This window comes from Rhizobium sp. BK512, assembly GCF_014194915.1.
Classification (GTDB): Bacteria; Pseudomonadota; Alphaproteobacteria; order Rhizobiales; family Rhizobiaceae; genus Rhizobium.
Genome location: NZ_JACIAS010000004.1, coordinates 414,581 through 438,885, shown reverse-complemented (window position 1 = coordinate 438,885; position 24,305 = coordinate 414,581). Strand labels below are relative to the sequence as shown.

Annotated in this window: 25 protein-coding genes and 1 tRNA gene; 7 read left to right on the top strand and 19 right to left on the bottom strand. The window is 59.9% G+C overall.

What is annotated here, in order from left to right; all coding sequences use genetic code 11:
• Positions 1–16 precede the first annotated feature (16 nt).
• From FHX06_RS17355 to FHX06_RS17325, 7 genes are all read right to left on the bottom strand, one after another.
• Positions 17–1,054 carry a 4-hydroxyproline epimerase gene (locus tag FHX06_RS17355; protein WP_113211321.1) on the bottom strand — a complete coding sequence of 346 codons (1,038 nt, stop codon included), beginning with the start codon at positions 1,052–1,054 and terminating at the stop codon, positions 17–19.
• A gap of 89 nt (positions 1,055–1,143) precedes the next feature.
• Positions 1,144–2,394 (bottom strand): NAD(P)/FAD-dependent oxidoreductase, encoded by a 1,251-nt coding sequence (locus FHX06_RS17350; protein WP_183880176.1) that lies wholly within the window; start codon positions 2,392–2,394, stop codon positions 1,144–1,146.
• Positions 2,395–2,470: 76 nt separating this feature from the next.
• Positions 2,471–3,748, bottom strand: coding sequence for an alpha/beta hydrolase (locus FHX06_RS17345; RefSeq protein ID WP_112969973.1), 1,278 nt, complete (start codon positions 3,746–3,748; stop codon positions 2,471–2,473).
• Positions 3,749–4,331: 583 nt separating this feature from the next.
• Positions 4,332–5,213, bottom strand: a complete 882-nt coding sequence (locus FHX06_RS17340; RefSeq protein WP_113114693.1) for an aldo/keto reductase — start codon at positions 5,211–5,213, stop codon at positions 4,332–4,334.
• Positions 5,214–5,380: 167 nt separating this feature from the next.
• Positions 5,381–5,632 carry a hypothetical protein gene (locus FHX06_RS35605; protein WP_246715586.1) on the bottom strand — a complete coding sequence of 84 codons (252 nt, stop codon included), beginning with the start codon at positions 5,630–5,632 and terminating at the stop codon, positions 5,381–5,383.
• A gap of 104 nt (positions 5,633–5,736) precedes the next feature.
• Positions 5,737–6,387, bottom strand: coding sequence for a TetR family transcriptional regulator (locus FHX06_RS17330; protein WP_183880302.1), 651 nt, complete (start codon positions 6,385–6,387; stop codon positions 5,737–5,739).
• Positions 6,388–6,403: 16 nt separating this feature from the next.
• Positions 6,404–7,069, bottom strand: a complete 666-nt coding sequence (locus FHX06_RS17325) for a class I SAM-dependent methyltransferase (protein WP_112969974.1) — start codon at positions 7,067–7,069, stop codon at positions 6,404–6,406.
• 216 nt (positions 7,070–7,285) lie between these two features.
• Here FHX06_RS17325 and FHX06_RS17320 point away from each other — a divergent pair, with 216 nt between their 5' ends.
• Positions 7,286–8,257 (top strand): oxidoreductase, encoded by a 972-nt coding sequence (locus FHX06_RS17320; RefSeq protein ID WP_183880174.1) that lies wholly within the window; start codon positions 7,286–7,288, stop codon positions 8,255–8,257.
• Between the two features lie 62 nt (positions 8,258–8,319).
• On the opposite strand, the gene FHX06_RS17315 is transcribed toward FHX06_RS17320, so the two are convergent.
• The 6 genes from FHX06_RS17315 to FHX06_RS17290 form a co-directional block, all read right to left on the bottom strand.
• Positions 8,320–8,598 carry a hypothetical protein gene (locus FHX06_RS17315; protein WP_029869090.1) on the bottom strand — a complete coding sequence of 93 codons (279 nt, stop codon included), beginning with the start codon at positions 8,596–8,598 and terminating at the stop codon, positions 8,320–8,322.
• Between the two features lie 154 nt (positions 8,599–8,752).
• Entirely contained in the window at positions 8,753–9,124 is a 372-nt protein-coding gene (locus FHX06_RS17310) for a hypothetical protein (protein WP_029869091.1), read from the bottom strand.
• 192 nt (positions 9,125–9,316) lie between these two features.
• The gene (locus FHX06_RS17305) at positions 9,317–9,640 is read right to left on the bottom strand and encodes a hypothetical protein (RefSeq protein WP_029869092.1); all 324 of its coding nucleotides are present in this window, start codon (positions 9,638–9,640) and stop codon (positions 9,317–9,319) included.
• A 411-nt stretch (positions 9,641–10,051) separates the two neighbouring features.
• A tRNA-Arg gene (locus FHX06_RS17300) sits at positions 10,052–10,128 on the bottom strand.
• Positions 10,129–10,251: 123 nt separating this feature from the next.
• Positions 10,252–11,772, bottom strand: coding sequence for a sensor histidine kinase (locus FHX06_RS17295; protein WP_112541780.1), 1,521 nt, complete (start codon positions 11,770–11,772; stop codon positions 10,252–10,254).
• Positions 11,773–11,925: 153 nt separating this feature from the next.
• Positions 11,926–13,917: a methyl-accepting chemotaxis protein gene (locus tag FHX06_RS17290; RefSeq protein ID WP_183880172.1), complete on the bottom strand. Its 1,992-nt coding sequence runs from the start codon at positions 13,915–13,917 to the stop codon at positions 11,926–11,928.
• Positions 13,918–14,367: 450 nt separating this feature from the next.
• Between FHX06_RS17290 and rpmH the strand changes: the two genes are divergently transcribed.
• The 4 genes from rpmH to yihA all read left to right on the top strand — a co-directional run bounded on the left by rpmH (position 14,368) and on the right by yihA (position 17,503).
• Positions 14,368–14,502: a 50S ribosomal protein L34 gene (rpmH, locus tag FHX06_RS17285; RefSeq protein ID WP_016552555.1), complete on the top strand. Its 135-nt coding sequence runs from the start codon at positions 14,368–14,370 to the stop codon at positions 14,500–14,502.
• Between the two features lie 22 nt (positions 14,503–14,524).
• Entirely contained in the window at positions 14,525–14,926 is a 402-nt protein-coding gene (gene rnpA, locus FHX06_RS17280) for a ribonuclease P protein component (RefSeq protein ID WP_112541782.1), read from the top strand.
• Complete coding sequence (gene yidC, locus FHX06_RS17275; protein WP_113114883.1) at positions 14,926–16,719, top strand: membrane protein insertase YidC; 1,794 nt, start codon at positions 14,926–14,928, stop codon at positions 16,717–16,719. The genes rnpA and yidC overlap by 1 nt, the downstream gene beginning before the upstream one ends.
• A 130-nt stretch (positions 16,720–16,849) precedes the next feature.
• On the top strand, positions 16,850–17,503 hold the full coding sequence (gene yihA, locus FHX06_RS17270; protein WP_113211315.1) for a ribosome biogenesis GTP-binding protein YihA/YsxC: 654 nt from the start codon (positions 16,850–16,852) through the stop codon (positions 17,501–17,503).
• A gap of 42 nt (positions 17,504–17,545) precedes the next feature.
• On the opposite strand, the gene FHX06_RS17265 is transcribed toward yihA, so the two are convergent.
• The 3 genes from FHX06_RS17265 to FHX06_RS17255 form a co-directional block, all read right to left on the bottom strand.
• Positions 17,546–18,103: a fasciclin domain-containing protein gene (locus FHX06_RS17265; RefSeq protein WP_112969979.1), complete on the bottom strand. Its 558-nt coding sequence runs from the start codon at positions 18,101–18,103 to the stop codon at positions 17,546–17,548.
• Between the two features lie 112 nt (positions 18,104–18,215).
• Positions 18,216–18,935 carry an anti-sigma factor domain-containing protein gene (locus FHX06_RS17260; protein WP_112541784.1) on the bottom strand — a complete coding sequence of 240 codons (720 nt, stop codon included), beginning with the start codon at positions 18,933–18,935 and terminating at the stop codon, positions 18,216–18,218.
• The gene (locus FHX06_RS17255) at positions 18,932–19,468 is read right to left on the bottom strand and encodes a sigma-70 family RNA polymerase sigma factor (protein WP_113203392.1); all 537 of its coding nucleotides are present in this window, start codon (positions 19,466–19,468) and stop codon (positions 18,932–18,934) included. The genes FHX06_RS17260 and FHX06_RS17255 overlap by 4 nt, the downstream gene beginning before the upstream one ends.
• A 156-nt stretch (positions 19,469–19,624) precedes the next feature.
• Here FHX06_RS17255 and argB point away from each other — a divergent pair, with 156 nt between their 5' ends.
• Positions 19,625–20,512, top strand: a complete 888-nt coding sequence (gene argB, locus FHX06_RS17250) for an acetylglutamate kinase (protein ID WP_037100983.1) — start codon at positions 19,625–19,627, stop codon at positions 20,510–20,512.
• A 30-nt stretch (positions 20,513–20,542) separates the two neighbouring features.
• Here argB and FHX06_RS17245 read toward each other — a convergent pair whose 3' ends face one another.
• Positions 20,543–21,388 (bottom strand): oxidoreductase, encoded by an 846-nt coding sequence (locus tag FHX06_RS17245; RefSeq protein ID WP_113211314.1) that lies wholly within the window; start codon positions 21,386–21,388, stop codon positions 20,543–20,545.
• Positions 21,389–21,507: 119 nt separating this feature from the next.
• Here FHX06_RS17245 and FHX06_RS17240 point away from each other — a divergent pair, with 119 nt between their 5' ends.
• A complete protein-coding gene (locus FHX06_RS17240; RefSeq protein ID WP_183880170.1) occupies positions 21,508–22,479 on the top strand; it encodes a LysR family transcriptional regulator in 972 nt (323 codons plus the stop codon).
• On the opposite strand, the gene FHX06_RS17235 is transcribed toward FHX06_RS17240, so the two are convergent.
• Both FHX06_RS17235 and FHX06_RS17230 read right to left on the bottom strand, forming a co-directional pair.
• Positions 22,464–23,234, bottom strand: coding sequence for an isocitrate lyase/phosphoenolpyruvate mutase family protein (locus tag FHX06_RS17235; protein WP_113211312.1), 771 nt, complete (start codon positions 23,232–23,234; stop codon positions 22,464–22,466). The two genes, FHX06_RS17240 and FHX06_RS17235, sit on opposite strands and share 16 nt — an antisense overlap.
• A complete protein-coding gene (locus FHX06_RS17230; protein ID WP_113211311.1) occupies positions 23,231–24,301 on the bottom strand; it encodes a bifunctional transcriptional activator/DNA repair enzyme AdaA in 1,071 nt (356 codons plus the stop codon). Before FHX06_RS17230 ends, FHX06_RS17235 begins: the two co-directional genes overlap by 4 nt.
• Between the last annotated feature and the right edge of the window lie 4 nt (positions 24,302–24,305).

Genomic DNA, 24,305 nt, shown 5'->3' with positions numbered 1-24,305 from the left:
TAGCTGAGACGCGAGATCAGATCTCGCCGGCCGAAGGCCCCCAGACATCCGTCAGCGCAAAGCCGAGAGGATGCGGGTCGAAGGGGTCGAGTGCGACCTGCGACAGGCCGAAGGTGAATCCACGGCCAGTGATCGTCGGGATGACGGCAGGCTTGCCGGCGACCTCCGTCACCGCCTGGAGGCCGACTTCGAATTCCGAGCCGATGATCGACTTCGACTTGAATGTGTCGCCGACTTTCGCTTTTCCGCGAGCGTAAAGGGTTGCCAGATTGGCCGAATTGCCGGTGCCGCAGGGCGAACGGTCTGCACGTCCAGGCCACATGGTCGTGCAGGTGCGCACCGTGCCATCGGCCTCGATATCGCGAAACATGACGTAGGCGACGCCCGAGATTGCAGGAATTTCCGGATGGACGACGGGCATCTGCCGGTTGATGAGGTCCTTCAGCACCATGCCGGCCTGGACGAGTGCTGCGGCATTGGCCTTTTCGATCTTCGAATTGATCTGGCCGACATCGACCAGCGCATAGAAGATGCCACCATAACAGATGTCGGCCTTGATCTTTCCCCAGTGCGGCGTGTCGATCTCGACATCCAGCTCGTGGACGAAGGACGGCACCATCGTCAGTTTCACCTTCTCGCAGCGACCGTCGCGGCAAGTGGCGGTCGCCTTGACGAGACCGGCTGCGGTTTCCAGTGTGACGACGGTTTCGGGCTCCTTCATCTCGACGATGCCGGATTCCAGGAGAGCGGTCGTCACGCAGATGGAGTTCGAGCCGGAGCTCGCATGCGCCTGATCAGGCTGCAGGATGATGAAGGCCGCATCCGCGTCCGGATGCTTTGGCGGCAGCAACAGGTTGACCGAGCCGATCGGTGCACCACGCGGCTCGAGGCAGAGGAAACGACGAAGCTCCTGCCCCTTGGGGTCGGTGTTCAGCCAGTGAAGCTGGGCGGCGACCGTCTCGCCCGGAATTTTGGGCACGCCACCGATTGCGACCTTGCCGATCTCACCTTCGGCATGAACATCCAGAAGCTGGATCGTGCGCTTCCATCTCATTTCTCAAGCTCCCAATCAGACGTGACGCGCGATGCGGCCATCGACGCGGATATTATTGCGGGTGACGAAGGTTCCGGCCATGACCAATGCTAGTATCTGTCGATGCGGAATGGTTTGATATCAACTGCTGTTTTGACACCTGCCACCATTTCCGCGATCAACCGCGCCGTCGTTGCCGAATAGGTCAGACCGAGATGGCCGTGGCCGGTGGCATAAAAGACGCCGGGCATTTTCGACGAAGGCGAAACGATCGGGATCGTATCCGGCAATGCCGGGCGATGGCCCATCCATTCGCTGGTGTCCTGGACCTTGAGATCGGGAAGGATGCGTTGCGCGTGGCGCACCAGCACGCGCGGCCGGCGGAAATCGGGGGCGGCCGTAAGCCCCGCCAGCTCAACATTGCCGCCGACACGGATACCGCCTGCGGTCGGCGTCACCATGAAGGCGCGATGCGGCCAGATCACCGAATAGCGCATGGAAATGCCGGGCTGCATGATCTGCGTATGATAGCCACGCTCGGTTTCGAGCGGGATCGGCTCACCGAGGGCCTCGGCGAGGAAACGCGTGTGGACGCCGGCTGCCAGGATTACCTTGTCGGCTTCGATGCGATTGCCGTTTTCGAGAAGAACGGCGGTCCTGCCATCGCTCTTGCGTTCGACGGTTTTCACTTGCCCGGACACGAAGTTGGCGCCGGCGGCCTTTGCCGCATCTGCAAGCTTTACAACCAGCTTATAGGGATCGCGGATCGACTTGTTGTCCGGCAGCAGCACGGCCTTGGCGATTTTCGGCGAGAGGGTCGGCTCGTAATACTGGATCGCACCGTTGCTCAGCACCTCGAATTCCATGCCGTAGCGCCGCATCAGGTCAAGGTGGCCACGGTCCGCATCAAATTCGGCCTCGGTCTCGTAGATCGCAAGGCAGCCCTCTTCAGTCATCAGGTCGGGCGCGCCGATCGCATTGAGCATGGCGCTGATATCGCCGAGAGCGATCCTGGAGAGGCTCATGCCCGCATCCTCGATCTCTCTCAAACGTGCCGGACGGCCGGCCGCGAGAAACCGCAGGAACCAGGGCAGGATTTTAGGTGCATAGCCTGGCCGCAGCCAGACCGGACCTTCCGGATCGATCAGCCAGCGCGGCAGCTTCTTCCAGGTCGAGGGACCGGAACCGGCCGCGAAGTCGAGCGCGATACTCGCCATATTGCCGTAGGAGGTTCCCCTGCCCGGCTCGCCCTTGTCGATCAACGTGACTTGAAAGCCGCGCCGCTGCAGTTCGAAAGCAATCGAAGCACCGATCACACCGGCGCCGACGACGGCCACCGTCTCATTCGTTTCATTCGCCATATCTTGTCCACCGCACGGCAGAGTCGGTGCCGTCGGAGATGTGATATATCACCGCGAAGCGAATGCCTATGATTTTTTACTGTGGATCTTCCGGCAGGCCGGCCCCGACGCTATCGCCCACGGACCCCACCGTATTGTTCATTGACTGGCCGAGGCGGCGCACCTGGCTGTCATAGTTGCGGCGAGTGCGAGGATCGAAAATCGCGATCGGGGTGCTGACTGCGAGACTGACTGCGCTGCCGGCCGTCTGTGCAGCACCCATGGCGACTGCACCGACGGCCTCACCGAGCCCGACTTCGGAATCGGTGATGGTCTGGCCGGCAATCAGACGGTCGCCGATGAGCTTCACGACTTCAGGGCTTTCGGCAAACTTGCCGTGGTTCAGGCGATCGCCGGTCTTCAGCTTGGTCAGGTCAAGCACGGTGATACCGGCAGCTTCCAGCTTGCTGCGATAAGGCTCGGCCGAGGGATCGATCTGGCCGAGACGATCGACATTGCCGGAGATGCGGCGCGAGAGCGCCAGTGCCCGGTCGTCCTGGGATACGAAGATGGTGAAATGCGGCTTGTCCTTGCCGAGGCTCTGGAACTGACGACCGAACACGTCGACATCGAGATCCGGCGAGGCAAGAATGATGTTGTTGATCTTGGAGGCGACGCGGCCGTCGCGGATCGCCATCTGACGCAGCGCCTCCACCGTCAGCCATGTGCCCATGGAGTGGGCCATGACGGTGATATCGCCAACAGCCGGATTGTTGGCCGTGCGCCGCAGCAACTCTTCCAGCGCATCACGCGAATAGTTGGTGCTTTCCTTGTCGTAATTGTAGTCGAAAATGCTGGCGCGCGAGGGCCAGGTGAAAACGACGGGCGCAACGTCGGCATGCGAATCATGGACGATCTGCGCAAAACGATAGACCGCATCCTCATAGCGATTGTTGAAGCCATGCACGAAGATGAGCACGCGCTTGCTCTTCGGCATGTGCGTCCTCAACCAGTTCTCGCCCGCCTTCTCGCCATCGAGCGGGTCGACTGCGACGGTGACGAAATCCTTGAGAGGATCGGCAGGCAGGCGACGCGGCCATTGCACTTGGCCAGCCTTGCGGTTGGCTTCCGGCGGAATGGAGACATCGACAGCATCAACCATCAACCCGGTGCCGCGCTCGCCGGAGAAGAGCACCGCCGGATTTTCATCCGCGGCACGCGTGGTTGCCACCAGAAGGTCGACGCGCGAAGTACCCGGCGGAACGGTGCCGGCTGCCTGCATGACGCCGATCGGCCGCCCGCAGGAAACAAGACCAAAACACAGGACAAGCAGGGCTGCGAGGGCTTTGCGAGAAACGCCGCATCCGCCGATCATGACATCTCCGCAGGTTCAGGCGTCATCGCGCCAAGCCACCGATATGCGCTTGCGGCGCGCTTCCAGATAGTCCGAGCCCGCGAGCCGAGTCAATTTCACGAAGGTTTTACGAGAGATTTGATCCGGAAAAGAAAAGAGCCCGACGCGGGAGGAGGTGCGTCGGGCTCTTGATCCTGACTGACAACTGGGAGGAGGAGTGTTGTCAGTCCGATGAAAGGGAGCGCTGGGAGGAGGAGTGCGCTGCCTTCGGGATTATTAATACCCAATTCATTTGATGGAGAATAGCGAAATTACCGCAATGCAGCAATGCATTGGGCGCAATGCTTGCCAAGTTAGCGTCACACACGCGCCTCATTTTGCGGCATCTTTTATCAACTGATCAAAATTATTCCGCACATTGCGGCGGATAGGACCAGATGCCGCCGCCCTTCCCCTTGTCCCTTGCCTTTATTATTGGCGAAAGGCACGCATCATCAAAGCTGCGCGTCTTTCTGGGCACTCTCCGGGAAACAGCGGCGCAAGGCGGAAAACGAAAACGGCCGCGACTGAGATCGCGACCGTTCAAATGCCGGTCCTATTCCAATCAGGCAGCCTTGAAGAGCTTCTTGCCTTCGGCGTCGAGAGCGGTGAACTCGTCGTCGGACAGAGTAATGTTCACGGCTGCAACGTTTTCTTCGAGATGCTTGACCTTCGACGTGCCGGGGATCGGCAGCATCACCGGGCTGCGCTTCAGTACCCAGTCAAGCGCGATCTGGCTGGGGGCAGCATTGTGTTTTTTGGCAATCGTATCGAGCAGCGAGCCGGGCTTGGCGAGATCGCCGGCTGCCAACGGGTACCAGGGGATGAAGCCGATATTATGCTTGGCGCAATAGTCGAGCACATCTTCGCTGGTGCGGTCGACGAGATTGTAGCGGTTCTGGACCGTCGCGACCTTGAAGACCTTGGAGGCCGCCTCGATATCGGCGACCGAGACTTCGCTGAGACCCGCATGGCGAATCAGGCCGGAATCGAGCAGCGACTTGATCGCGTCGAACTGTTCCTTGGCCGGGACCTTCGGGTCGATACGGTGCAATTGCCAGAGATCGATCTGCTCGACGCCGAGATTGCGCAGGCTCTTGTGCACCTGCTGGATCAGATATTCCGGGCGGCCGAGCGGCAGCCAGATATTGGGACCGTGGCGCGTGAGGCCGCCCTTGGTGGCGACGACGAGGCCCTTCTTATAGGGATGGAGCGCTTCCTTGATGAGCCACTCGGAAACGTCAGGACCATAGGAATCCGCGGTATCGATGAAGTTGACGCCCAATTCCGGCAGGCGCTTCAGCGTGCGGATCGATTCATCATGATCGGCAGGATTGCCCCAGATACCGTCGCCGGTAATGCGCATGGCGCCGAAGCCAAGGCGGTTGACCTCCAGATCGCCACCGATCTTGAAGGTGCCGGATTTCGCTGCATTGTAATCAGTCATCGTCTCTTCCTCTCTTGGTCAATAAAATCACTCAAAATCGGCGGAGCCGGAGACCTGCCCTCAAGTATCGAATATGGTCTTGAGAGACTCCAGCCTTTCGCGAACGGAGCTAATCACGTCACGCCCAAGCAACAGATGGGCCGGCGGATCGTCGGATGCAATGAGCGTCAACATTGCAGACGCTGCCTTTTTTGGTCGCGCAGCTCGACGACCATCACCTGGTTGACAAAGCTCCCGCCCCTTTTGCCGAGGTTCTCGGAAATGCCTTCGCGGGCGAACTTGCTGCCATGATGAAAAGCGATGCCCGGCATGGTGATGATCCCGTCCATCGAGATGACATTGAGGATGTGGCCGCTGCCGCGTTTGCAGCATATAGGGCAGCACCGCTTGCATGACAGCCACCGGCCAAGAACATTCATCTTGAACGGGCGGCAGAGCTCACGCGCGTCACCAACATCCCGAAACGGCATCGATCCGAAGCACCGCGACGACAAGAAGGGTCATCGTCCAGGCGTGAAACTGCCTAGAACCCGGACTTTGCTTCTTCACCGAATTCGGCCAGCATCTTCCAGAGTTCGCCAAGGATCTCGCGTGCGAACGCTTCCATCGCGGCACTTTCGGTCGAAGTACCTGGCGCGCGCCGCTCCCAGAGCTCACCGCCAACGCGCAGCGCGCCGATGACAACAGCCGAAAGCAAGCGCATGTGTGTCCGCACATCAGGATCGCCGCCCTTGCGGGCGATCAGCGCCTCGGTAAGCTTCTGCTCCAGCTTGGCATATTTAAGCTGATCGCGGGCCTTGAGGGTCGGCGTGCAATGGATCAGCTCACCGAGCGCCAGAGCGCGCTCGTCAGCCGAGGCGGTTACGGTGACGATAAGGGCCTCTTCTACGGCCTTGACGGAGGATTCGGCGGCCGGACGTGCGGCAATCGCCGCCATCAGGCGGTCAGCAAAAGAATCCTGCCAAGCGAAGACGACCTCTTCCTTCGACGGGAAGTAATCAAAGAAACTACGCTTCGAGACATCTGCGGCTTCGGTGATTTCCTCAATCGTCGTGGCGTCGAAGCCGCGCTCCAGAAAGAGGGTCATCGCTGCCTGCTCGATGCGCTCGCGGGTCTGGCGCCGCTTGCGCTCGCGTCTGCCCTCTACGGCTTCTGGCTGTTTCTTCTCTGTCATTTCCATCAGGTGTCATTCAGTCATCCGCTTCGGGGAAAGCAGAGATCTCCATATCCGCTCCGCTACTGCGATATTTGAAACGCTCACGCGAAAGCTCCAGCGGCTTGCGGCGCGAGATCCGGTAGACGGAGGCCGGCGGCAGATTGCGTACCGTGCCGCCGATGCGCGTGGCCTTCAGGCCCAGGCGGTCAAGGATCGGGCGCGGCACAGGACAGCGCGGCCCATAGGTGAACTGATAGAAGGCGCCGCCGGCCCGCATATAGACGAAGGCACCGGCTAGGATCGAGGCGATCTTGCGCGGCGACATGGAAAGCAGCGGCAAGCCGCTGACGACTGCGCCGACAGGTTCACCCTCGAATATATCGGCCTGCGCCAGCTGAGCGGCATCCATCTGCAGGATGCGTGCATCGGGAAAACGCTTCTGAAGCGACCCGATGAATTCCGGACCATACTCGATCAGCGTCAGATCGGATTCGCTGATACCACGCGCAAGCAGCGCGCGGGTGAAGACGCCGGTGCCCGGCCCAAGCTCGATAATCGGACCATCCAGGGCCGCGATCTCGCTGGTCATGATCCGCGCGAGCGAATCGCCGGAGGGCGCAATGGCCGCAACCCTCAGCGGGTTGCTCAGCCAGGAGCGGAAAAAATGCAGGAAATCGGAGCATGCAGTTCTAGCGATCATGATTATCCCACCTGTCTGAAATGCGATTGACCATTGATGCGACGATCTCTCGCAGCATGGCAATTCCAAGGCGGGCCCGTCAATCCATCGTCTTTGCGCACGTCCTTCTCCATAAACATTTTGTGTATTTTTGTATTTATTGCATTTTTGCATTTAGCGCAATATATTGTATCAAAGCAGCAACTCGGCACGCGCCGCACCGCAAAGGGAACTTTCATGGCTGACTGGATGACGAAGGACATACCGGACCAGACGGGCCGCATCGCGGTCATTACCGGCGCGACGAGCGGTATCGGATATGAAACGGCCAAGGCGCTTGCCGGGGCGGGCGCCCGCGTCATTATCGCATCGCGCAATGTGGAAAAGGGCAAGCAAACGCTTTCGGATATCCGTGCGGCGCATGCCGGCGCCGAGGTAAGTTTCGAACCGCTCGATCTGGCGAGCCTGACATCGGTGGCAAACTGCGCCACCCGTCTCTCCGCCTCGCTTCCACGCATCGACCTGCTCATCAACAATGCCGGCGTAATGGCAATCCCGACGCGCCATGTCACCGAAGACGGGTTTGAAATGCAGCTCGGTGCCAATTACATCGGCCATTTCGCCCTGAACCTGCGGCTATTGCCCAAAGTATTGTCGGGCAACGCCCCGCGCATCGTTACCGTCAGCAGCCTGGCCCACCGCTCCGGCAAGATCAACTTCGACGACCTGCAATGCGAGCAACGTTACGGATACTGGTCAGCATACGCGCAGTCCAAGCTTGCAACACTGATGTTCAGCCTGGAACTCGATCGTATGGCAAGAGCGCAGGGCTGGAATCTGAGGAGCAACGCGGCACATCCGGGCTACGCGGTGACCGGATTGCAGAGCACTGGTCCGCGCATGGGACGTACTGGCCCGAGCCGGCAGGAGCGTTTCAGCAAGTTGCTGGAACCCCTGCTCTCCCAATCGGCCGCCGCCGGCGCATTGCCGACGCTGTTTGCCGCGACTTCGCCGGATGCGAAAGGTGGCGTCATGTACGGTCCCGATGGATTTTATGAGCTGAAAGGCTCACCTGCGCTCGCAGAGATCGTTCCTGCTGCGCAGGACAAGGCGGTCTGGCGCAGGCTGTGGCAGGTCTCGGAATATCTGACCGGCCTTTCCCTCGACGGCGTGGCCGAAGCGTCTGCGGAACGAAAAAGGCAGCCGTAGCGGCTGCCTTTTTCGGGGTGGGGACCTCAGTCCCTCCCCTTCGCCCATGCCATCAACTGCTTTTAGTAGTTGCAGCCCGAGCTGCTGGTCGGGTTGAAGCGCAGGCCGCAGGCCATGTTGAGCGACTTCTTCCGACCGTACTGGTAAGGGTCGGAGCTGTTGGAAGCACCATTGACGGATCCGGTGGTGCGCGGCTCGTTGCGAGCGTTCGTGTTCTTCTGCTGCTTTACGACCTGCTGCTGCTGTTGCGCCGGGGCTGCGTTGGCAGATGCGAAAGCCGAAACGCTGACGATTGCGCCAAAGGCTACGGCGACGAGGCCATTCTTCACGATATTGATCATTTCTTGTCTCCTTGGGAGGATGTTTGGGATTTACGCCAAGGAGCTAGGGAGCAGATCTGTCACATTCCACTGCACCAGATAGCAATCACGACGACGTGAGATCCAATTGCGCGCAAGAAAAAGGCGGCTTTTGGCCGCCTCTCTCTTTGCCGGCTCAATAGCCGTTGTCGCATGGCATGCTGCCGGGTCCGATCGTTCCACTAAATGCTGGGTTGCACATAGTTTTGGGCTCGGTGCGATTGAGGGGCTGGCGGACAATCGCGCCCGTGGTGCGGGCTTCAACGCCGAACGCAGCAAGCGGATACCAGTAGCCATCGGAGTGACGGCGGGTACCGGGGCGTTCCGTGCGGAAACCATGGTAGCCATGCCAATAGCCGGCATGTACCTTATATTGCACCATTTCTTGGTTTGAGGCGACCGGATTCCGGGCCTGCTGAACGGGCGCCGCCAGCGCGGGAACGATAGACGAGAGGGCGAGAAGAGCGCTGAGCGCAATGGCGGACGGGACTAGAGTGAACATTTTCATGATAAACCCTCCTTCCTGGATTTATCTATGAAAAATGCGTTCTACGCGCGTGAAGTTCCACCATCACACGCAGCTTCCTACACTTGTGATTGCAGGCGATCCGCCGCGACTGAAAGACACAAAAAATCAAAATTTGCGATTTTGCGGAAGCCGCACGAGCGGGCTCCTGGGACATTTATCGAATGTGTGAATTCACCGTTCTTGATATGCGTACAAAGGACGGTAGCCCTGGCCAGCGATGCAGGAGACATATTGCCGATGAGCGGCACTGCTCGCATTCGTCTCCCGTTCCACCGGATCGCGGTGGCCGGTCAACTGCGCCCGCAAGTCGTATTGTTTGTTGGATTCGTCGTACATGGCATTGGCATCGGACATGCAGAGGCTGTGAGCGACGCCAGGCGGATTGACGGGCGAAGCGACAGCCACGAGCACCGGCGCATTGGCACGATCGACGCATCCCGCAAGGGCCGCCATCATCGCGACGAGACCTACGACACCAACAGTTCCCGTCTTCATGCAATCCTCCGGCTTCTCGCCTGCCATAATCCATCGCCTCCGCAGATAGACGTCGAAGGTTGCGCGAAACTAGGCTTGGATGGGGGAACTTCGCCGCTGACCAGGAAGCGGCGGCCCTATATTGGCTTTCTCGGCATCGGCGGCAGCGTGCAGAAGACCTGAACCGCTTCCTTGCCAGCACGGCGAAATACTCGGTGGCGTCAAAGAGCCTAGGAAGTCACATCATCCGGTTGGCTCGACAACGGGTACTAGGAGATCGAAAAACTCAAGTAGCCGCCTGCTCCATAGTCATAGGGCTCCGCACTAGACCCATTGACCGTGCATTCGAAATGCGACCGGATAGTAGTCGGGCTTCGGCAACAACCGACCACGAGCAGCTCAATAACTGATCATCGGAATTTGGAGAGGAAATGGCGCACCCGAAGAGATTCGAACTCCTGACCCCCAGATTCGTAGTCTGGTGCTCTATCCAGCTGAGCTACGGGTGCGTCTGCAGTGGCGGCCGTGCCGCTTGCGTGGGCGGTTCTCTAAAGGGTCTTTTCAGGCAATGCAAGAGCAATTCGAAAAAAATCGCGACTTTGGTTCAGCAAGGCTCCATTGCGGAAATTGCATCACTTTTCGGCGTGCGACCGGCTGCGATAATCTTCCAGTGAAACCGGGCGATCCGGAATTTCGATACGGAACTGAGTGCCGACCGAGGGCTTTTCCACAAGTGCGATGGTGCCGCCATGGGCCAGCACCAGCTCACGGGCAATGGTAAGGCCGAGACCGGTGCCGCCAGAGCGGGCCGAGCCGCGGAAGGCGGCAAAGAGGTTCTGCCGCGCCTTAAGCGGCATGCCTGGGCCGGTATCATCCACAGTGATGCTGACGACGCTCCCGACGCGCTGGGCGGCAACGGTGATGCGCCTTACGATCCCTGCCCCCTCTTCTCCCGGAGAGGTCAGCGCCTGCAGGGCATTGCGGCAGAGATTGTGGATGATCCGGAACAATTGCTCACTATCGGCATCCACTTCCAGATCCAGCCCCATCTGCTCTACGAATTCGACGCCGGTTTGAGGGTCGATGGCAAGGATGTCCTTCACCTCCTGTATCAGCTCATAGAGGCGGAGGCGGCGGCGGCGGGGCGCCGATTCGGTCGCCTTGCCATAGGAGAGCACTTCGGTCGTGTAGCCCACGGCGCGGTCGATGGTGCGCAACAGCTTCGGCGCGAAGCTCTTCACCATGGGATCATCGACATCGACGAGGCGGTCGGACATCAGCTGGGCGGATGCCAGGATATTGCGCATATCGTGGTTGATCTTCGACACCGCGAGACCGAGCGCCGCGAGATTTCTCTGCTGCTTCAATGTCTTCTGCAGTTCGAGCTGCATGGATGTCAGGTTGCGGCCGGCAACAGCCAGTTCGTCGCGGCCGCCGTCTCCGACATAGACATGGAGCGGATTTTCGGGGTCGGAGGCAAATTGCTGCATGCTGCCCGTCAGCTTGCGGATAGGGCGGATGAGGATGCGATTGATGGAGAAGAAAATCAGTGTCGCGGTAAAGAGCGAAATCAGGATCGACAGCAGCAGGACGTTGCGGGCATAGACGAACATTGCCTTGCGTAGCGGCCTGTCCTTCATCACCACTTCGACGCCGGTATTCGTCTCGCCCACCGGTCCGTAGACGCGGATCATGCGGTTGCCGCCGAAGATCAGAGTGTCCAGCGCATCACGCATGGCGGTCAATGGCGGGATATCCGTGAGGTCGTATGATTCGTCGACCGAGGTTGGCATCTCGCTCATGGCAAGCAGGCGGGAGGTGCCGTCCTTGCGCAGCACGATCGCCTTGGTGCCGGTCGCCTCCAGCGTCTCTTTCTGCAGCGCGCGCGGCAGTTCCACCGGCTGCAGCCCGTCGATGACGATTGCCGCAGCGGCGGCCGTATTCAGGCGATCCTCGAGCCAGCGGACACGCATGCTCGCGATCGAGGGAAAGAAGATCAGGATTTCCGCCAGCATAATGAAGAAGACGGTGAGCCAGAGCAGCTTGCCGGACAGACGGCTGAACATGCCGGCACGCGGATAGGAGCCCTTTGCAGCCTCGCCGGCCGCGATGTTTTCCGCCTTGGAAGTCTCGCCCTGGTCTTGAACCGGCATCTCGTCTTGTCCGTGCGGCGAAAGGCCGCCATCAGAATGAGCTTCTATATTAGAGCAGAATGCTCCGCTTTCAAATCTTTGCGAGGAGCGGCAAGTCGTCACAAACAAAAACGCCGCCCGCAGGCGGCGTTCCGATCCTGATTGCAGAGGCTGTCAGAACTCTTCCCAGCTCTGCTCCGCAGCGGCTGCATTGCCGCCGAAGGCCCGGGCGACGCGGCTGATAGCGCGGCGCGCCGGAGAGGCAACTGGCTGGTGATGCTGCTGGCGCGCAACAGCAACGGACGCCTCGCTGGAAAGCTTGAAGCGGGAGATGAGGCGCACGAGGCCATCGGCTTCGGCCGAGAGCTTGTGGGTCGCAGCCGAGGTCTCTTCCACCATCGCGGCGTTCTGCTGAGTGACCTGATCCATCTGGTTGACGGCGGTGTTGACTTCCTTGAGGCCGGTCGACTGTTCCTTTGCCGCCGTCGCGATCGAATGGATATGATCGTTGATGGCGATGACCCGCGTCTCGATCTCGGACAAGGCCTCACCCGTCGCCTGAACCAGCTTGACGCCGACCTGCACCTCATCGCCCGACTTGGTGATGAGCGCCTTGATATCCTTGGCGGCGGTTGCCGAGCGCTGGGCGAGTTCGCGCACTTCCTGCGCGACGACAGCAAATCCCTTACCGGCTTCACCGGCACGGGCGGCCTCGACGCCGGCGTTCAGCGCCAGCAGGTTTGTCTGGAAGGCGATCTCATCGATGACGTTGATGATCTGGCTGATTTCGCGAGACGCCTGTTCGATGCGGCCCATCGCATCGACGGCGTTGCGAACCACGACGCCAGAGCGGCCGGCATTTTCCTTTGCCTCGGAGACCATGACGGTCGCTTCCTGCGCACGTTCGGTCGAATTCATAACAACGGCCGTGATCTCGTCGAGAGCAGCGGAGGTTTCTTCCAGTGCGGCGGCCTGCTGTTCGGTACGCTTGGAGAGATCGTCGCTGGCGTTCCGGAGTTCGTTGGTATTGCCGTTGATCGCTTCAGTCGTTTCGCGCACTTCGCGCATGGTCGTCTGCAGCGTCACGAATGTGCTGTTGACGTTATTCTGCAGTTCGGCAAAGGCGCCCTGGAATTGGCCGCGCATGGTCTGCGTCAGGTCGCCTTCGGCAAGGCTTGCAATGACCCGGCGGGTTTCATTGACACCGGCATCGACGCTCGACAGGAGCAAGTTGATGTTGCCGGCGAACTGGTTGAGGCTTTCGTCCTCATAGTCCTTGTCAATGCGATGGCTGAAATCGCCGGCGGCTGCGGCCGCAACAACGACCGACATGCTGGACTGCAGGTCGTCGCTCTTTGCACGCATCGCCGCTTCCTGGGCATTCATGCGCTGGATAACGAGGCCGTTTTCCTTGAAAACTGCGACGGCTGCGGCCATTTCGCCGATTTCGTCCTTGCGGCCGGCAAAGGGCACTTCGACCTGGAAATTGCCGTCTGCGACCTCCTTGATCGCATCCGTCACCTTCTTGATCGGCCGGCTCAGGTGGCTGGTACCGATGTAAAAGCCCATGCCGACGCCTGCCGCGATGCCGATGCCGGTAATGCTGAGCACCAGCATGAGGATCCAGCTGCGGAAGTCTTCGATCTCGTCATTGACTGCCGTCAACTCCGCCTTGTCGGTGGTGACGATCGCGTCGATCTCGGCCTGGAACGCCTTGCGGTTGGCGCGGTTGGCGTCGTTGTTGCCCTGCTCGTTGGCCGCCTGCGGGCTGACCTGCGTACCGAGACGGGCCGTCTCGCTGCGGAAGGTGCGGAATTCCTTGGCGCGGTCGACGAGCTTGGTGAAGGAATCTTTCTGGCTGTCAGGCACAAGCGTCGCCCAACCGGCGATGACCTTGTCGATCTCATCCAGATCGGCCATCAGCCCCTTGGCGAAAGCCGGCGTCTGGTCGAGGCTCTTTGCAGCATAGATGCCGCGCGATTCCATGACGACGGCGGTGACAAAGCGGTTCAAGCGTTCGCCTGCATAGGCACGGGCCGCGGCGTGTTCATACGCCGTCAGGTTCGCGTTATACTTGGCCATCGCCGACAGCGCGGTGGCACCAATCAAAAGCGCAACGGCGCCCATGACAGACACAAGAAGATTGATTTTGCCGCGAATTTTCAACGAACGCTCCTCGCCTCACAATGCCTGGAAAACACATTCCCAGCCGATGCATTGGAAGATCGGGTAAATTCGTTAATGTTGTATTTCGAATATTAACAATATCGACTACAGGAAATTACCCATATTTACTGTTAGCCGCGTTATGTTTCGTCTAGAACCGAGCATCTTCTAGAAAGAAAAACTCCGGCTGAAAGCTTTCCGAAGCCTCCAGACGAAATATACAACCATATAGTGAACCGCCGCATTCGTTAACACCGAAGTGCGAAATCTTGCCATCCGCCGTGTGTATTCAGGAATCTGCCTGCCATAATTGACTTTGAGAGGCTTCATCCGTATAAGCCGCCGCACGTCCGGTCGTTTCAGGTCTTTTGCGACCTCGTCCGTTCGAAAAACCACGCTCCTTGCATTATGCAAATTCAAGAAGGGCCGCACTCCGCGGTGTTTAAATAAATGAAGCGTACCTATCAGCCCTCGAAGCTTGTTCGCAAGCGCCGCCACGGTTTCCGTGCGCGTATGGCCACTAAGGGCGGCCGCAAGGTCATCGTTGCTCGCCGCGCACGCGGCCGCAAGCGTCTTTCGGCCTAAGGCCGGAATTGCCCGATAGAAAATGACGGGCGAGTTGAAGACCAAAGAAGACAAACAGATTGTCGGGCGGCTCTTGAGCCGCCCGCAATTTCTTGCAGTCCGCGAAGGCGAAAAGCGCCGCGGCCCTCTCTTCCTTCTCGAGGTCCTGAACCGCAAGGAAGAAGAAAGCGAAGCCCGCGTCGGCTTCACAGTCACCAAAAAACATGGCAACGCGGTCGAAAGAAACCGTATGCGGCGGCGCCTTAAAGAGGCGGTGCGGCTTCATGCAGGGTTTGCAATGCAGCCCGGACACGACTATGTGGTTGTCGCCCGCAGGGACGTTTTGACGGCGTCCTTCGATGAACTGGCCGCGGAACTGAAAGCCCGCGTGGAAACCAGGCCGAAACACCGGCGCCCGAAAGACGAGCGCCCCAGGAACGTATGATGCAAAACAACCGCAATTACTTCATTGCGATCGCTCTCTCGGTGCTGATCGTCCTTGGCTGGCAGTTCCTCTACATGAACCCGCGCATCGAAGCTCAGCGCAAGGCTCAGGAAGCGCAGAAGGCACAGCAGCAGACCGAGCAGACGCAGCAGCCTGCCGCAAGCAGCAGCCCGAGCGCCCAGACGAATGGCGCCGCCCCGACAGGCCAGGCAGTTGCGACCGCTACCCGCGAAGAAGCGCTTGCAAAGACGCCGCGTGTTGCCATCGACACCGCCGCGCTCTCCGGCTCCATCAACCTCGTCGGCGCTCGCCTCGATGACCTGAAGCTCAAGGCCTATCACGAGACGGTCGATGACTCGAGCCCGATCATCACGCTGTTCTCGCCAGCTGAAACCAAGGATGGTTACTTCACCGAACTCGGTTATGTCGGCAGTGACACGACAGGCACCGTTCCGGGCCCATCCACCGTGTGGACCGCACCGGAGGGCGCAAAGCTCACCGAAAAGACGCCGGTCACTCTTACCTACACAAATGACAAGGGCATCACCTTCGCCCGCACGATCTCCGTCGACGAGCATTACATGTTCACGGTCACGGACAAGATCCAGAACGCCGGCCAGGCACCTGTCTCGCTTTCCTCTTACGGCCGCGTGACGCGCTACAACAAGCCGACGACGCCGTCCGTCTACGTTCTGCATGAAGGTTTCATCGGCGTCATCGGCGACGACGGTCTCATCGAGAGCAAATATACGGCGGTCGAGAAGGAAGCCGTTACCCCGCCAAAATCCACCGGCGGCTGGCTCGGGATTACTGACAAGTATTGGGCCGCGACAATCATCCCGCCGCAGCAGGCACCCTATGACGCGCGTTTCTCGCACTTCACCGACGGGCAGCCGCGCTACCAGGCGGACTACAAGGAAGACGCCTTTACAATTGCGCCGGGTCAGTCGGTCGAACTCAAGAATCTTGTCTTTGCCGGTGCGAAGGAAGTTCCCGTCATCGACGGCTACGAACAGAGCTACAACATCCCGCGCTTCGACCGCCTGATCGATTGGGGCTGGTTCTATTTCATCACCAAGCCGATGTTCAAGCTGATGGATTTCTTCTTCCGCTACTTCGGTAATTTCGGCGTGGCGATCCTCTGCACGACCATCGTCGTCAAGGCGCTGTTCTTCCCGCTCGCCAGCAAGCAGTATGCTTCGATGGCGAACATGAAGCGCATGCAGCCGAAGATGGAAGAGCTGAAGGCCAAGTTCGGCGACGACCGTATGGGCCTGCAGCAGGCGACGATGCAGCTCTACAAGGAAGAAAAGATCAACCCGATCGCCGGCTGCTGGCCGGTGGCGCTGCAGATTCCGATCTTCTTCTCGCTCTACAAGGTGATCTACATCACCATCGAAATGCGCCATGCGCCGTTCTTCGGCTGGATCAAGGACCTTTCGGCACCCGATCCGACGTCGATCGTCAACCTGTTCGGCCTGCTGCCGTTCGAGGCCCCGACCCTGCTGCATCTCGGCGTCTGGCCGCTAATCATGGGTATCACCATGTTCTTCCAGATGCGCATGAACCCGACCCCGCCGGATCCGACGCAGGCCATGATCTTCAACTGGATGCCGCTGGTGTTCATGTTCATGCTGGCGAGCTTCCCGGCAGGTCTGGTGATCTACTGGGCCTGGAACAACACGCTCTCGGTCATCCAGCAGTCGGTCATCATGAAGCGCCACGGCGTGAAGATCGAGCTCTTCGACAATCTGAAGGGCCTGTTCAAACGAAAACCGGCGCCATCGAAATAGTCAAAAAGCCCTGCTTCGGCAGGGCTTTTTGTTTCCGGCCGCCGAAGCGCTCAACCGCGCGAAGCTTGACAACACGCCTTAAAAACATGAAGCCGGTTTCATTACCGAACCCGGAGATTGCAGAATTCATATGACTGAAATCGCAAAGCCGCTCTTCGGCCACCCCTGGATCTTCATCCGCGGCGTGCCTTCCCTGAAATTCCTTCCGCCGGAAGGTCCCCTGGAAGTCGCCTTCGCCGGTCGATCGAATGTCGGCAAATCGTCGCTGATCAATGCGCTGGTCGGTCAGAAGGGTCTGGCGCGCACCTCCAATACGCCTGGACGTACGCAGGAGCTCAACTACTTCGTTCCGGATGGCTATTCCGGCGAGGGCAACGACCTGCCGCCGATGGCGCTGGTCGACATGCCTGGCTATGGCTATGCGCAGGCGCCGAAGGAGCAGGTGGATAACTGGACGAAGCTCGTTTTCGACTACCTGCGCGGCCGCGCGACGCTGAAGCGCGTCTATGTGCTGATCGACAGCCGCCACGGCATCAAGAGGAACGACGAAGACGTGCTGACGCTGCTCGACAAGGCTGCCGTCTCCTATCAGATCGTTCTGACCAAGACGGACAAGATCAAAGCGCCGGCCGTGCCGAAGCTGCTTGCCGAAACATCGGAAAAGATCCGCAAGCGGCCGGCCGCCTATCCGGCCGTGCTTTCAACCTCTTCGGAAAAGAACGAAGGACTGGACGAACTGCGCCAGGCGATTGCCGAAACAGTCGGCATCAACAACTGGAAATAAAGAGGCGCCCCGAAAGGCGCCCCTGACAGCCGATACCTGGAATTACATCTTCGGCAGCAGTACCTCATCGACGACGTGAATGACGCCGTTCGACTGCTTGACGTCAGCGATGGTGACGTGGGCGACATCGCCATTTTCATCCGTCAGCGTGATCTTGCCCATGCTTTCCTTTGCCTTGAGCACGCAGCCGCCGACCGTCTTGATATCGTGCTCGCCGCCATCGTCCTTGATCATCTTTGCGACGGTCTTCGACATCGCGTCTGCGGCAACGACATGGCACGTCAGGATCTTGACGAGCTTAGCCTTGTTTTCCGGCTTCAGCAGCGTATCGACAGTGCCTTCCGGCAGGGCAGCAAAGGCTTCGTTGGTCGGCGCGAAAACGGTGAAGGGCCCTTTGCCTTCCAGCGTGCCGACGAGGCCGGCGGCCTTCACGGCAGCAACAAGGGTCGTATGATCCTTGGAGTTGACGGCATTCTCGACGATGTTCTTGTTCGCATACATCGCGGCACCGCCGACGATCGGGTTCTTTGCCTGAGCAGCGAAAGCGATAGCGGAAAAGGCGGCGGCGACAGCTGCAACGCGCAATGCGGACTTGATCATGATTTTTCTCCTCTGCATCCGGTCGCAGCCGCCGGCTTTATGCCCTGCGCCGCCCGGATATCAGGAACTACGGAAGGCGCTGCAGAAGAGTTTCAGGAAAATGATCCGATTTTCACGGTCTGTGGATCGAACCGCTGGCGATGACGGGGCCCGACGGCTGATGTGTGGGCGAGCCGCCGAATGGCTCCAGGCTGACGGCCAGCGTCGCGCCATCGGAAATCTGGCCGCGCATATCCGTCGGTATCTGCAATTCGCCGTTCATACCGCGCTGGAAGACGCCGAGAGAACGGGGCGTGCCGCTGCCCGGCACCAACCAGAGCTCCAGAGATTTCTCCTCCGGCTTGCCGGCAGCGACCGGCACGATCTTCAACCGGCCCGTCTGGATCTCGTAAGAGGCGGTCAGATTGACCTGATTGTTCTGCCCGGAGAGATCGGCCACCAGCGGCGGCGATACAGGGGGCTGAGGCACGAGACCGGAGGTAAAGGCGATGACGCCCAGGGTGACCGCAAGGGAGGCAAATGTCAGCGAGCGCCAGAAACCGGCGGAATTCCAGAGGCCGTGCGAAAAGCGCGGCGCACTTTCTGTATCGGCGAAGAGACGCGCCTCGATCTGCTTGAAGGTCTCGTGGCTCGGAGAAGCCGTGCCATATTCGTCGTTGAAGCCGGAGAGGTTGACCTCCCAGCGGCTGACGATCGCGGCAAACTGCCGGTCGCGGCGCATGCGTTCCTCAACGATCTTGCGATCCTGAAGAGAGAGGACGCCCAGCACATATTCGCCGGCGAGAACCTCATCCCGGGAGCGGTCTCCCTTGCTTTTGTCGGGCGATGTCATCGTTCCATGCACTCTCTCAGTTTCAGCAGGCTGCGTCTAAGCCATGTCCGCATCGTATTCAGCGGGACACCAAACTGATCGGCCAGTTCCTGATAGCTCAGCCCTTCGACATAAGCCCGTTTCACTGCGACCGCACGATCAGCTTCCAACTCTTCCATGCAGGTGTCAATCCGCCTTCCTTCATCCTTAATCACGACTTGCGCTTCAGGATCGGGACCGGCATCGGCAAGATCAAGCGCTTTGTCGATTTCGTCGGCTACAGGCTTGCGCGCACGCAAGGCATCGATCGACTGATTGCGGGCAATTGCCGCAAGCCAGGCGACCGACGTCGCGGAGCCCGCCGTAAAGGCACCGGCGCGCTGCCATATCTTGATATAGACCTCCTGCAACACCTCTTCGGCCTCGTTCCTGTTTCCAAGAATACGAAGGCAGATCGCCAGAAGTTTCGGGCTGGTCTGGTTATAGAGCGCGGCGAAGGCCCTGCGGTCACCCAACGCGACACGGCCGATTAAATCTGCAAAATCCCCAGTCATGTCGCCCTCGAATGAACGATTTCCGGTTCGATAGTTTCAATATGAGCTGGCCGGCTTCCAGGTCGGCCTTAGATACGAAAAACTATTGCGTGCCGGATTATTCCCTCTGTCAAAAACTTGAGATAAAAGGCCGCGATCAATTCCGCGGGGTCCCCCATGAACGAGTCCGAAAGCGAAATCCAGGCACGTCTTCTCGCACAGGCGCTGCCCTTCATGCAGCGCTATGAAAACAAGACGATCGTCGTGAAATACGGCGGCCATGCCATGGGCAATCCCGAGCTCGGCAAGGCTTTCGCCAGCGATATCGCGCTTCTGAAGCAGTCCGGCGTCAACCCGATCGTCGTTCACGGCGGCGGCCCGCAGATCGGCGCCATGCTGACGAAGATGGGCATCGAATCGAAGTTCGAAGGCGGGTTGCGCGTCACCGACCAGAAGACGGTCGAGATCGTCGAGATGGTTCTCGCCGGCTCGATCAACAAGGAAATCGTCGCGCTGATCAACCAGACCGGCGAATGGGCGATCGGCCTCTGCGGCAAGGACGGCAACATGGTCTTCGCCGAAAAGGCCCGCAAGACCGTCAAGGATCCGGATTCCAACATCGAGCGTGTGCTCGATCTCGGTTTCGTCGGCGAAGTCGTCGAAGTCGACCGCACGCTGCTCGACCTTCTCGCGCGCTCCGAGATGATCCCGGTCATCGCCCCGGTTGCCCCGGGTCGCGATGGCGCGACCTACAACATCAACGCCGACACGTTTGCCGGTGCGATTGCCGGCGCGCTGAACGCCACCCGCCTGCTGTTCCTGACGGATGTGCCCGGCGTTCTCGACAAGCAGGGCAAGCTCATCAAGGAGCTTTCCGTCGCCGAGGCGCATGCGCTGATTGCCGACGGCACGATTTCCGGCGGCATGATCCCGAAGGTTGAGACCTGCATCGATGCCATCAAGGCCGGCGTGCAGGGCGTCGTTATCCTCAACGGCAAGACGGCCCATTCGGTGCTGCTCGAAATCTTCACCGAGCACGGCGTCGGCACACTGATCGTTCCCTGATCGAAAAAGGCGCCCTTGCGGGCGCCTTTCTCATGCTCCGGCAAAGTTTGTCGAGAGCGTCAGATCTTCCCAGGCATCAATTTCCGAACTCATGCTCTTGAGCTTGTCGCGGACGAGCGTCAGCGCATCGGCGCCGAGCAGCAGATGGACCGGCGGATCTTCAGCCTCGACCAGTGCCAGCACAGCGGCCGCCGCTTTGCGAGGATCGCCTGACTGTCTGCCGCTCTTTTCCTCGCGCGCCCTGCGAATGGGATCGAAGAGCGCATCGTAATCAGAAATGCTCCTGTCGGTGCGGATCATCGATCGTCCGGCCCAGTCGGTGCGAAATGAGCCAGGAGCCACAGCGGTGACTGCAACATTAAATGGCTTCACTTCCTTCGCCAAAACCTCGCTGATGCCTTCGAGCGCAAATTTGCTGCCGCAATAATAGGCGATGCCCGGCATGGTGATGAACCCGCCCATCGATGTGATGTTGATGATATGGCCCGCCCGCCGCCGGCGCATGAACGGCAGAACGGCCTTCATCATTCCGACGGCGCCGAAGACATTGACCTCGAATTGCCGGCGCATTTCCTCGATCGGCGATTCCTCCAAAGTTCCTTCATGTCCATAGCCGGCATTGTTGATGAGAACGTCCACCGGACCGATGTTTCCCTCGATGCCGGCAACGGCCGGTTCGATCGCCTCTATATCGGTCACGTCGAGGCGGACTGCCGTCGCCCGACCCGGCGCCAGCCTCTCGAACGACGCTATTGCATCATCGTTTCTCACCGTTCCCACTACACGGTGGCCCTTTTCCAGTGCGGCCTGCGCAAAGGCGCGGCCAAAGCCAGAGCTGACACCGGTAATGAGAAACTGCTTTTCGATTGAACTCATCGTGAACTCCTTTCCTGGCGCACCCGTCATATGAAGGCTGCGCGTTCCGTCATGTGGCGGCGCAGGGGAGATGGTTCCAATATATTGCAGAGGTGAATGCGATATCTTAAACGTATCGCATGGAACTTCGTCATCTTCGTTATTTCATCGCCGTCGCAGAAGAACTCAATTTCACACGCGCGGCACGGAAGGTCGGTATCGGCCAGCCGCCACTCAGCAATCAGATACGCGATCTTGAAAACGAGATTGGCGCGGCTCTTTTCCGCCGCCTCTCGAATGGCGCGGAACTGACGGAGGCGGGCAAGGCCTTCCTGCCGGAGGCGCAGGCGATTTTGCTTCAAGCGGAGCAGGCCAAACAATCTGCGCTGCGGGCGGCGCAGGCGATTTTGCTTCAAGCGGAGCAGGCCAAACAATCTGCGCTGCGGGCGGCGCGCGGAGGGAGCGGGCGGCTGCGGGTTGGCTTCACCAGCTCTGCGGTGTTCAATCCGGTCGTGCCCGCTATCGTGAACGCCTTTCGCGAGAAATATGCGGCCGTCGAACTCGGCCTGGGGGAAGCGCCGACGGCGCAACTGCTGCAGCGTCTCGACGGGGACGAACTCGACGCCGTCTTTATCCGCCCGGGCAGCAGTGATGTGCTGCAGGCCCGATGTCAGCTGCTGGCCGAAGATCCCATGGTCATCGTGCTTCCAGCAAGGCATCCGCTGTCACAGGCGCAGACTTTACCCCTCGGCGCCCTGGCCGAAGAGAGCTTCGTCCTCTTTCCACGCGAGGCGGGTGTCGGCTTCTTCGACGACATCATCGCCGCATGCCGGCGAGTGGGATTTGAACCGCGGCTCGGCCAATCAGCGCCGCAGATCACTTCGATTGCCAGCCTGGTCGCAGTCGGTCTCGGCGTTTCGATCGTGCCGGCGGAAATGGTGAAGATCAAAGTTCCCGGTGTTTGCTACATCGCATTTGACGGCGAAGCGCCAGCGGCACGGCTGGCACTCGCCACCCGGCGTGACGAGCGCTCCCCCACCGTTCGCAATTTCATTGCTCAGGCCATCGCCATGCAGCGAAACTCCACCGGCAACGATCAGTTGGCCGAATAGATCGCAGCTGCTGCTTCCTTCAGCTTTTCCATCATCGCCCGATAAGGCCCCGGACCATAGCTGATGCGCGAAACACCGAGCCTTCCAAGATCGGCCGGTTCGGGCGCACCGGCCTTCATCATGATATTGACCGGCAGCGAGGATGCGGCGCAGACCTTTTCGATCAGGGCCGGCTCGATCAGACCCGGCACGAAGAAGCCGCTGGCGCCTGCCGCTGCATAGGCCTTGCCACGCTCGATCGCTGCATCCACCAGTCCTGCGTGCCTGGAGCCGTCACCTTCCTGAAGGAAGAGATCAGTGCGGGCATTGAGGAAAAAATTGATGCCTCGCGCCTTCGCCATTTCCCTGATGGCGCGGATGCGAGCCGCCTGCGCTTCGATGGGATGAAGGCCGGCCTCGCCGACGCGCTGGTCCTCGAAGTTGATCCCTATGGCGCCAGCCTCGATGAGTTTTGCGACATTGGCCGCGGCGCCGGCGGGTTCGGTGGAATAGCCGCCTTCGAAATCGACCGAGAGCGGCAGGTCGTTGACGGCGGTGATCGAGCGCGCCGTCTCGATCAGCACATCCATCGGCAGCTTCTGGCCGTCGCCATAACCATTGGCAGCCGCGACGGACCAGCTTCCGGTCGCGAGCGCCTTCGCGCCCGCCTCCGTAACGGCCTTGGCCGTTCCGGCATCCCAGATGTTGTATAAAATGACGGGCGTGCCCTTGCGATGCAGCGTACCGAAATAGTCGGCTTTCTCAGTCTGATTCATGCTGTCCTCTCCATTTTATATCCGCTGATCTTTTCCTCGTGCCGCAGCAGCCATTGCTTGCGCCACAGCCCGCCGCCGTAGCCGGTGAGTGAACCATCCGCGCCGAGGATACGATGGCAGGGCACGATGATGGCGAGCTGGTTGGCGCCGTTGGCACGGCCGACGGCACGCACCACCTCCGGCCTTTCCATCTCTCTTGCAAGATCGCCATAGGCGCGTGTCTGGCCGACGGGAATTTCGATGAGCTTTGCCCAGACATGCTTTTCGAAGGGCGTGCCGCCAAGCGCCAGCGGCGTCTTGAATGTGGTCAGCCGCCCTTCGAAATAGTCCCTGATCTCCATCTCGATCTGGTCGATAGCAGGCGTGCGGCCGATCGCGACCGAGGAACGGACACGCTTCTGCAGGGCTTCGAGTTCGGTCGGCAGCGCCTTGCGGTCGTGAAATTCGAGGAGATGCAGATGCGTCTTGTCGGCGACTGCTATCATCGGTCCGAGCGGTGTATCGAACCAGTCGGCAAAGAGCAGTTCGCGGTTTTGCGAAAGCGCCGGCGCCTTGCCGACCAGCCGCTGAAAAGCGGCGCGAAAGCCGCTCGGGGATTCATATCCTGCATCGAGCTGCACATCGATCACCCGCGCACCATCGGCAAGCTGCCGTGCTGCTTCGCCAAGCCGGCGATAGCGGACGATATCGTGGAAGGTCATGCCGAGCGCCCGCTTGAAGGCGCGGCGCACGGTCGAAGGATCGTAGCCCCGGCGTACGAGCTCATCTTCGGTCCAGCGCACATCGGGTTCGCTGTCGAGCCGCGCCAGCAGCATGTCGACGACCGGCTCGCGGCCCGGCTGCTCCAGCGGCCTGCAGCGCTGGCATGGGCGGAAGCCCGAATGCATGCAGGCGGCGATCGTATCGAAGAAGATGGTGTTTTCCCGCTTCGGCTTGCGCGCCGGGCAGGTCAGACGGCAGAAGATGCCTGTTGTCTTCACACAGACATAGGCCTGGCCCTCATAATCGGCGCTGCGGGCGATCAGGGCATCATAGAGCGTGTCATCGTCGGGGCGTTCGAAAAGCATGTCG

Bases quoted from the DNA above. Each gene is read 5' to 3' on its own strand.
- FHX06_RS17355 (WP_113211321.1), bottom strand. From the start codon at position 1,054: ATGAGATGGAAGCGCACGATCCAGCTTCTGGATGTTCATGCCGAAGGT.
- FHX06_RS17350 (WP_183880176.1), bottom strand. From the start codon at position 2,394: ATGGCGAATGAAACGAATGAGACGGTGGCCGTCGTCGGCGCCGGTGTG.
- FHX06_RS17345 (WP_112969973.1), bottom strand. From the start codon at position 3,748: ATGATCGGCGGATGCGGCGTTTCTCGCAAAGCCCTCGCAGCCCTGCTT.
- FHX06_RS17340 (WP_113114693.1), bottom strand. From the start codon at position 5,213: ATGACTGATTACAATGCAGCGAAATCCGGCACCTTCAAGATCGGTGGC.
- FHX06_RS35605 (WP_246715586.1), bottom strand. From the start codon at position 5,632: ATGAATGTTCTTGGCCGGTGGCTGTCATGCAAGCGGTGCTGCCCTATA.
- FHX06_RS17330 (WP_183880302.1), bottom strand. From the start codon at position 6,387: ATGACAGAGAAGAAACAGCCAGAAGCCGTAGAGGGCAGACGCGAGCGC.
- FHX06_RS17325 (WP_112969974.1), bottom strand. From the start codon at position 7,069: ATGATCGCTAGAACTGCATGCTCCGATTTCCTGCATTTTTTCCGCTCC.
- FHX06_RS17320 (WP_183880174.1), top strand. From the start codon at position 7,286: ATGGCTGACTGGATGACGAAGGACATACCGGACCAGACGGGCCGCATC.
- FHX06_RS17315 (WP_029869090.1), bottom strand. From the start codon at position 8,598: ATGATCAATATCGTGAAGAATGGCCTCGTCGCCGTAGCCTTTGGCGCA.
- FHX06_RS17310 (WP_029869091.1), bottom strand. From the start codon at position 9,124: ATGAAAATGTTCACTCTAGTCCCGTCCGCCATTGCGCTCAGCGCTCTT.
- FHX06_RS17305 (WP_029869092.1), bottom strand. From the start codon at position 9,640: ATGAAGACGGGAACTGTTGGTGTCGTAGGTCTCGTCGCGATGATGGCG.
- FHX06_RS17295 (WP_112541780.1), bottom strand. From the start codon at position 11,772: ATGCCGGTTCAAGACCAGGGCGAGACTTCCAAGGCGGAAAACATCGCG.
- rpmH (WP_016552555.1), top strand. From the start codon at position 14,368: ATGAAGCGTACCTATCAGCCCTCGAAGCTTGTTCGCAAGCGCCGCCAC.
- rnpA (WP_112541782.1), top strand. From the start codon at position 14,525: ATGACGGGCGAGTTGAAGACCAAAGAAGACAAACAGATTGTCGGGCGG.
- yidC (WP_113114883.1), top strand. From the start codon at position 14,926: ATGCAAAACAACCGCAATTACTTCATTGCGATCGCTCTCTCGGTGCTG.
- yihA (WP_113211315.1), top strand. From the start codon at position 16,850: ATGACTGAAATCGCAAAGCCGCTCTTCGGCCACCCCTGGATCTTCATC.
- FHX06_RS17265 (WP_112969979.1), bottom strand. From the start codon at position 18,103: ATGATCAAGTCCGCATTGCGCGTTGCAGCTGTCGCCGCCGCCTTTTCC.
- FHX06_RS17260 (WP_112541784.1), bottom strand. From the start codon at position 18,935: ATGACATCGCCCGACAAAAGCAAGGGAGACCGCTCCCGGGATGAGGTT.
- FHX06_RS17255 (WP_113203392.1), bottom strand. From the start codon at position 19,468: ATGACTGGGGATTTTGCAGATTTAATCGGCCGTGTCGCGTTGGGTGAC.
- argB (WP_037100983.1), top strand. From the start codon at position 19,625: ATGAACGAGTCCGAAAGCGAAATCCAGGCACGTCTTCTCGCACAGGCG.
- FHX06_RS17245 (WP_113211314.1), bottom strand. From the start codon at position 21,388: ATGAGTTCAATCGAAAAGCAGTTTCTCATTACCGGTGTCAGCTCTGGC.
- FHX06_RS17240 (WP_183880170.1), top strand. From the start codon at position 21,508: ATGGAACTTCGTCATCTTCGTTATTTCATCGCCGTCGCAGAAGAACTC.
- FHX06_RS17235 (WP_113211312.1), bottom strand. From the start codon at position 23,234: ATGAATCAGACTGAGAAAGCCGACTATTTCGGTACGCTGCATCGCAAG.
- FHX06_RS17230 (WP_113211311.1), bottom strand. From the start codon at position 24,301: ATGCTTTTCGAACGCCCCGACGATGACACGCTCTATGATGCCCTGATC.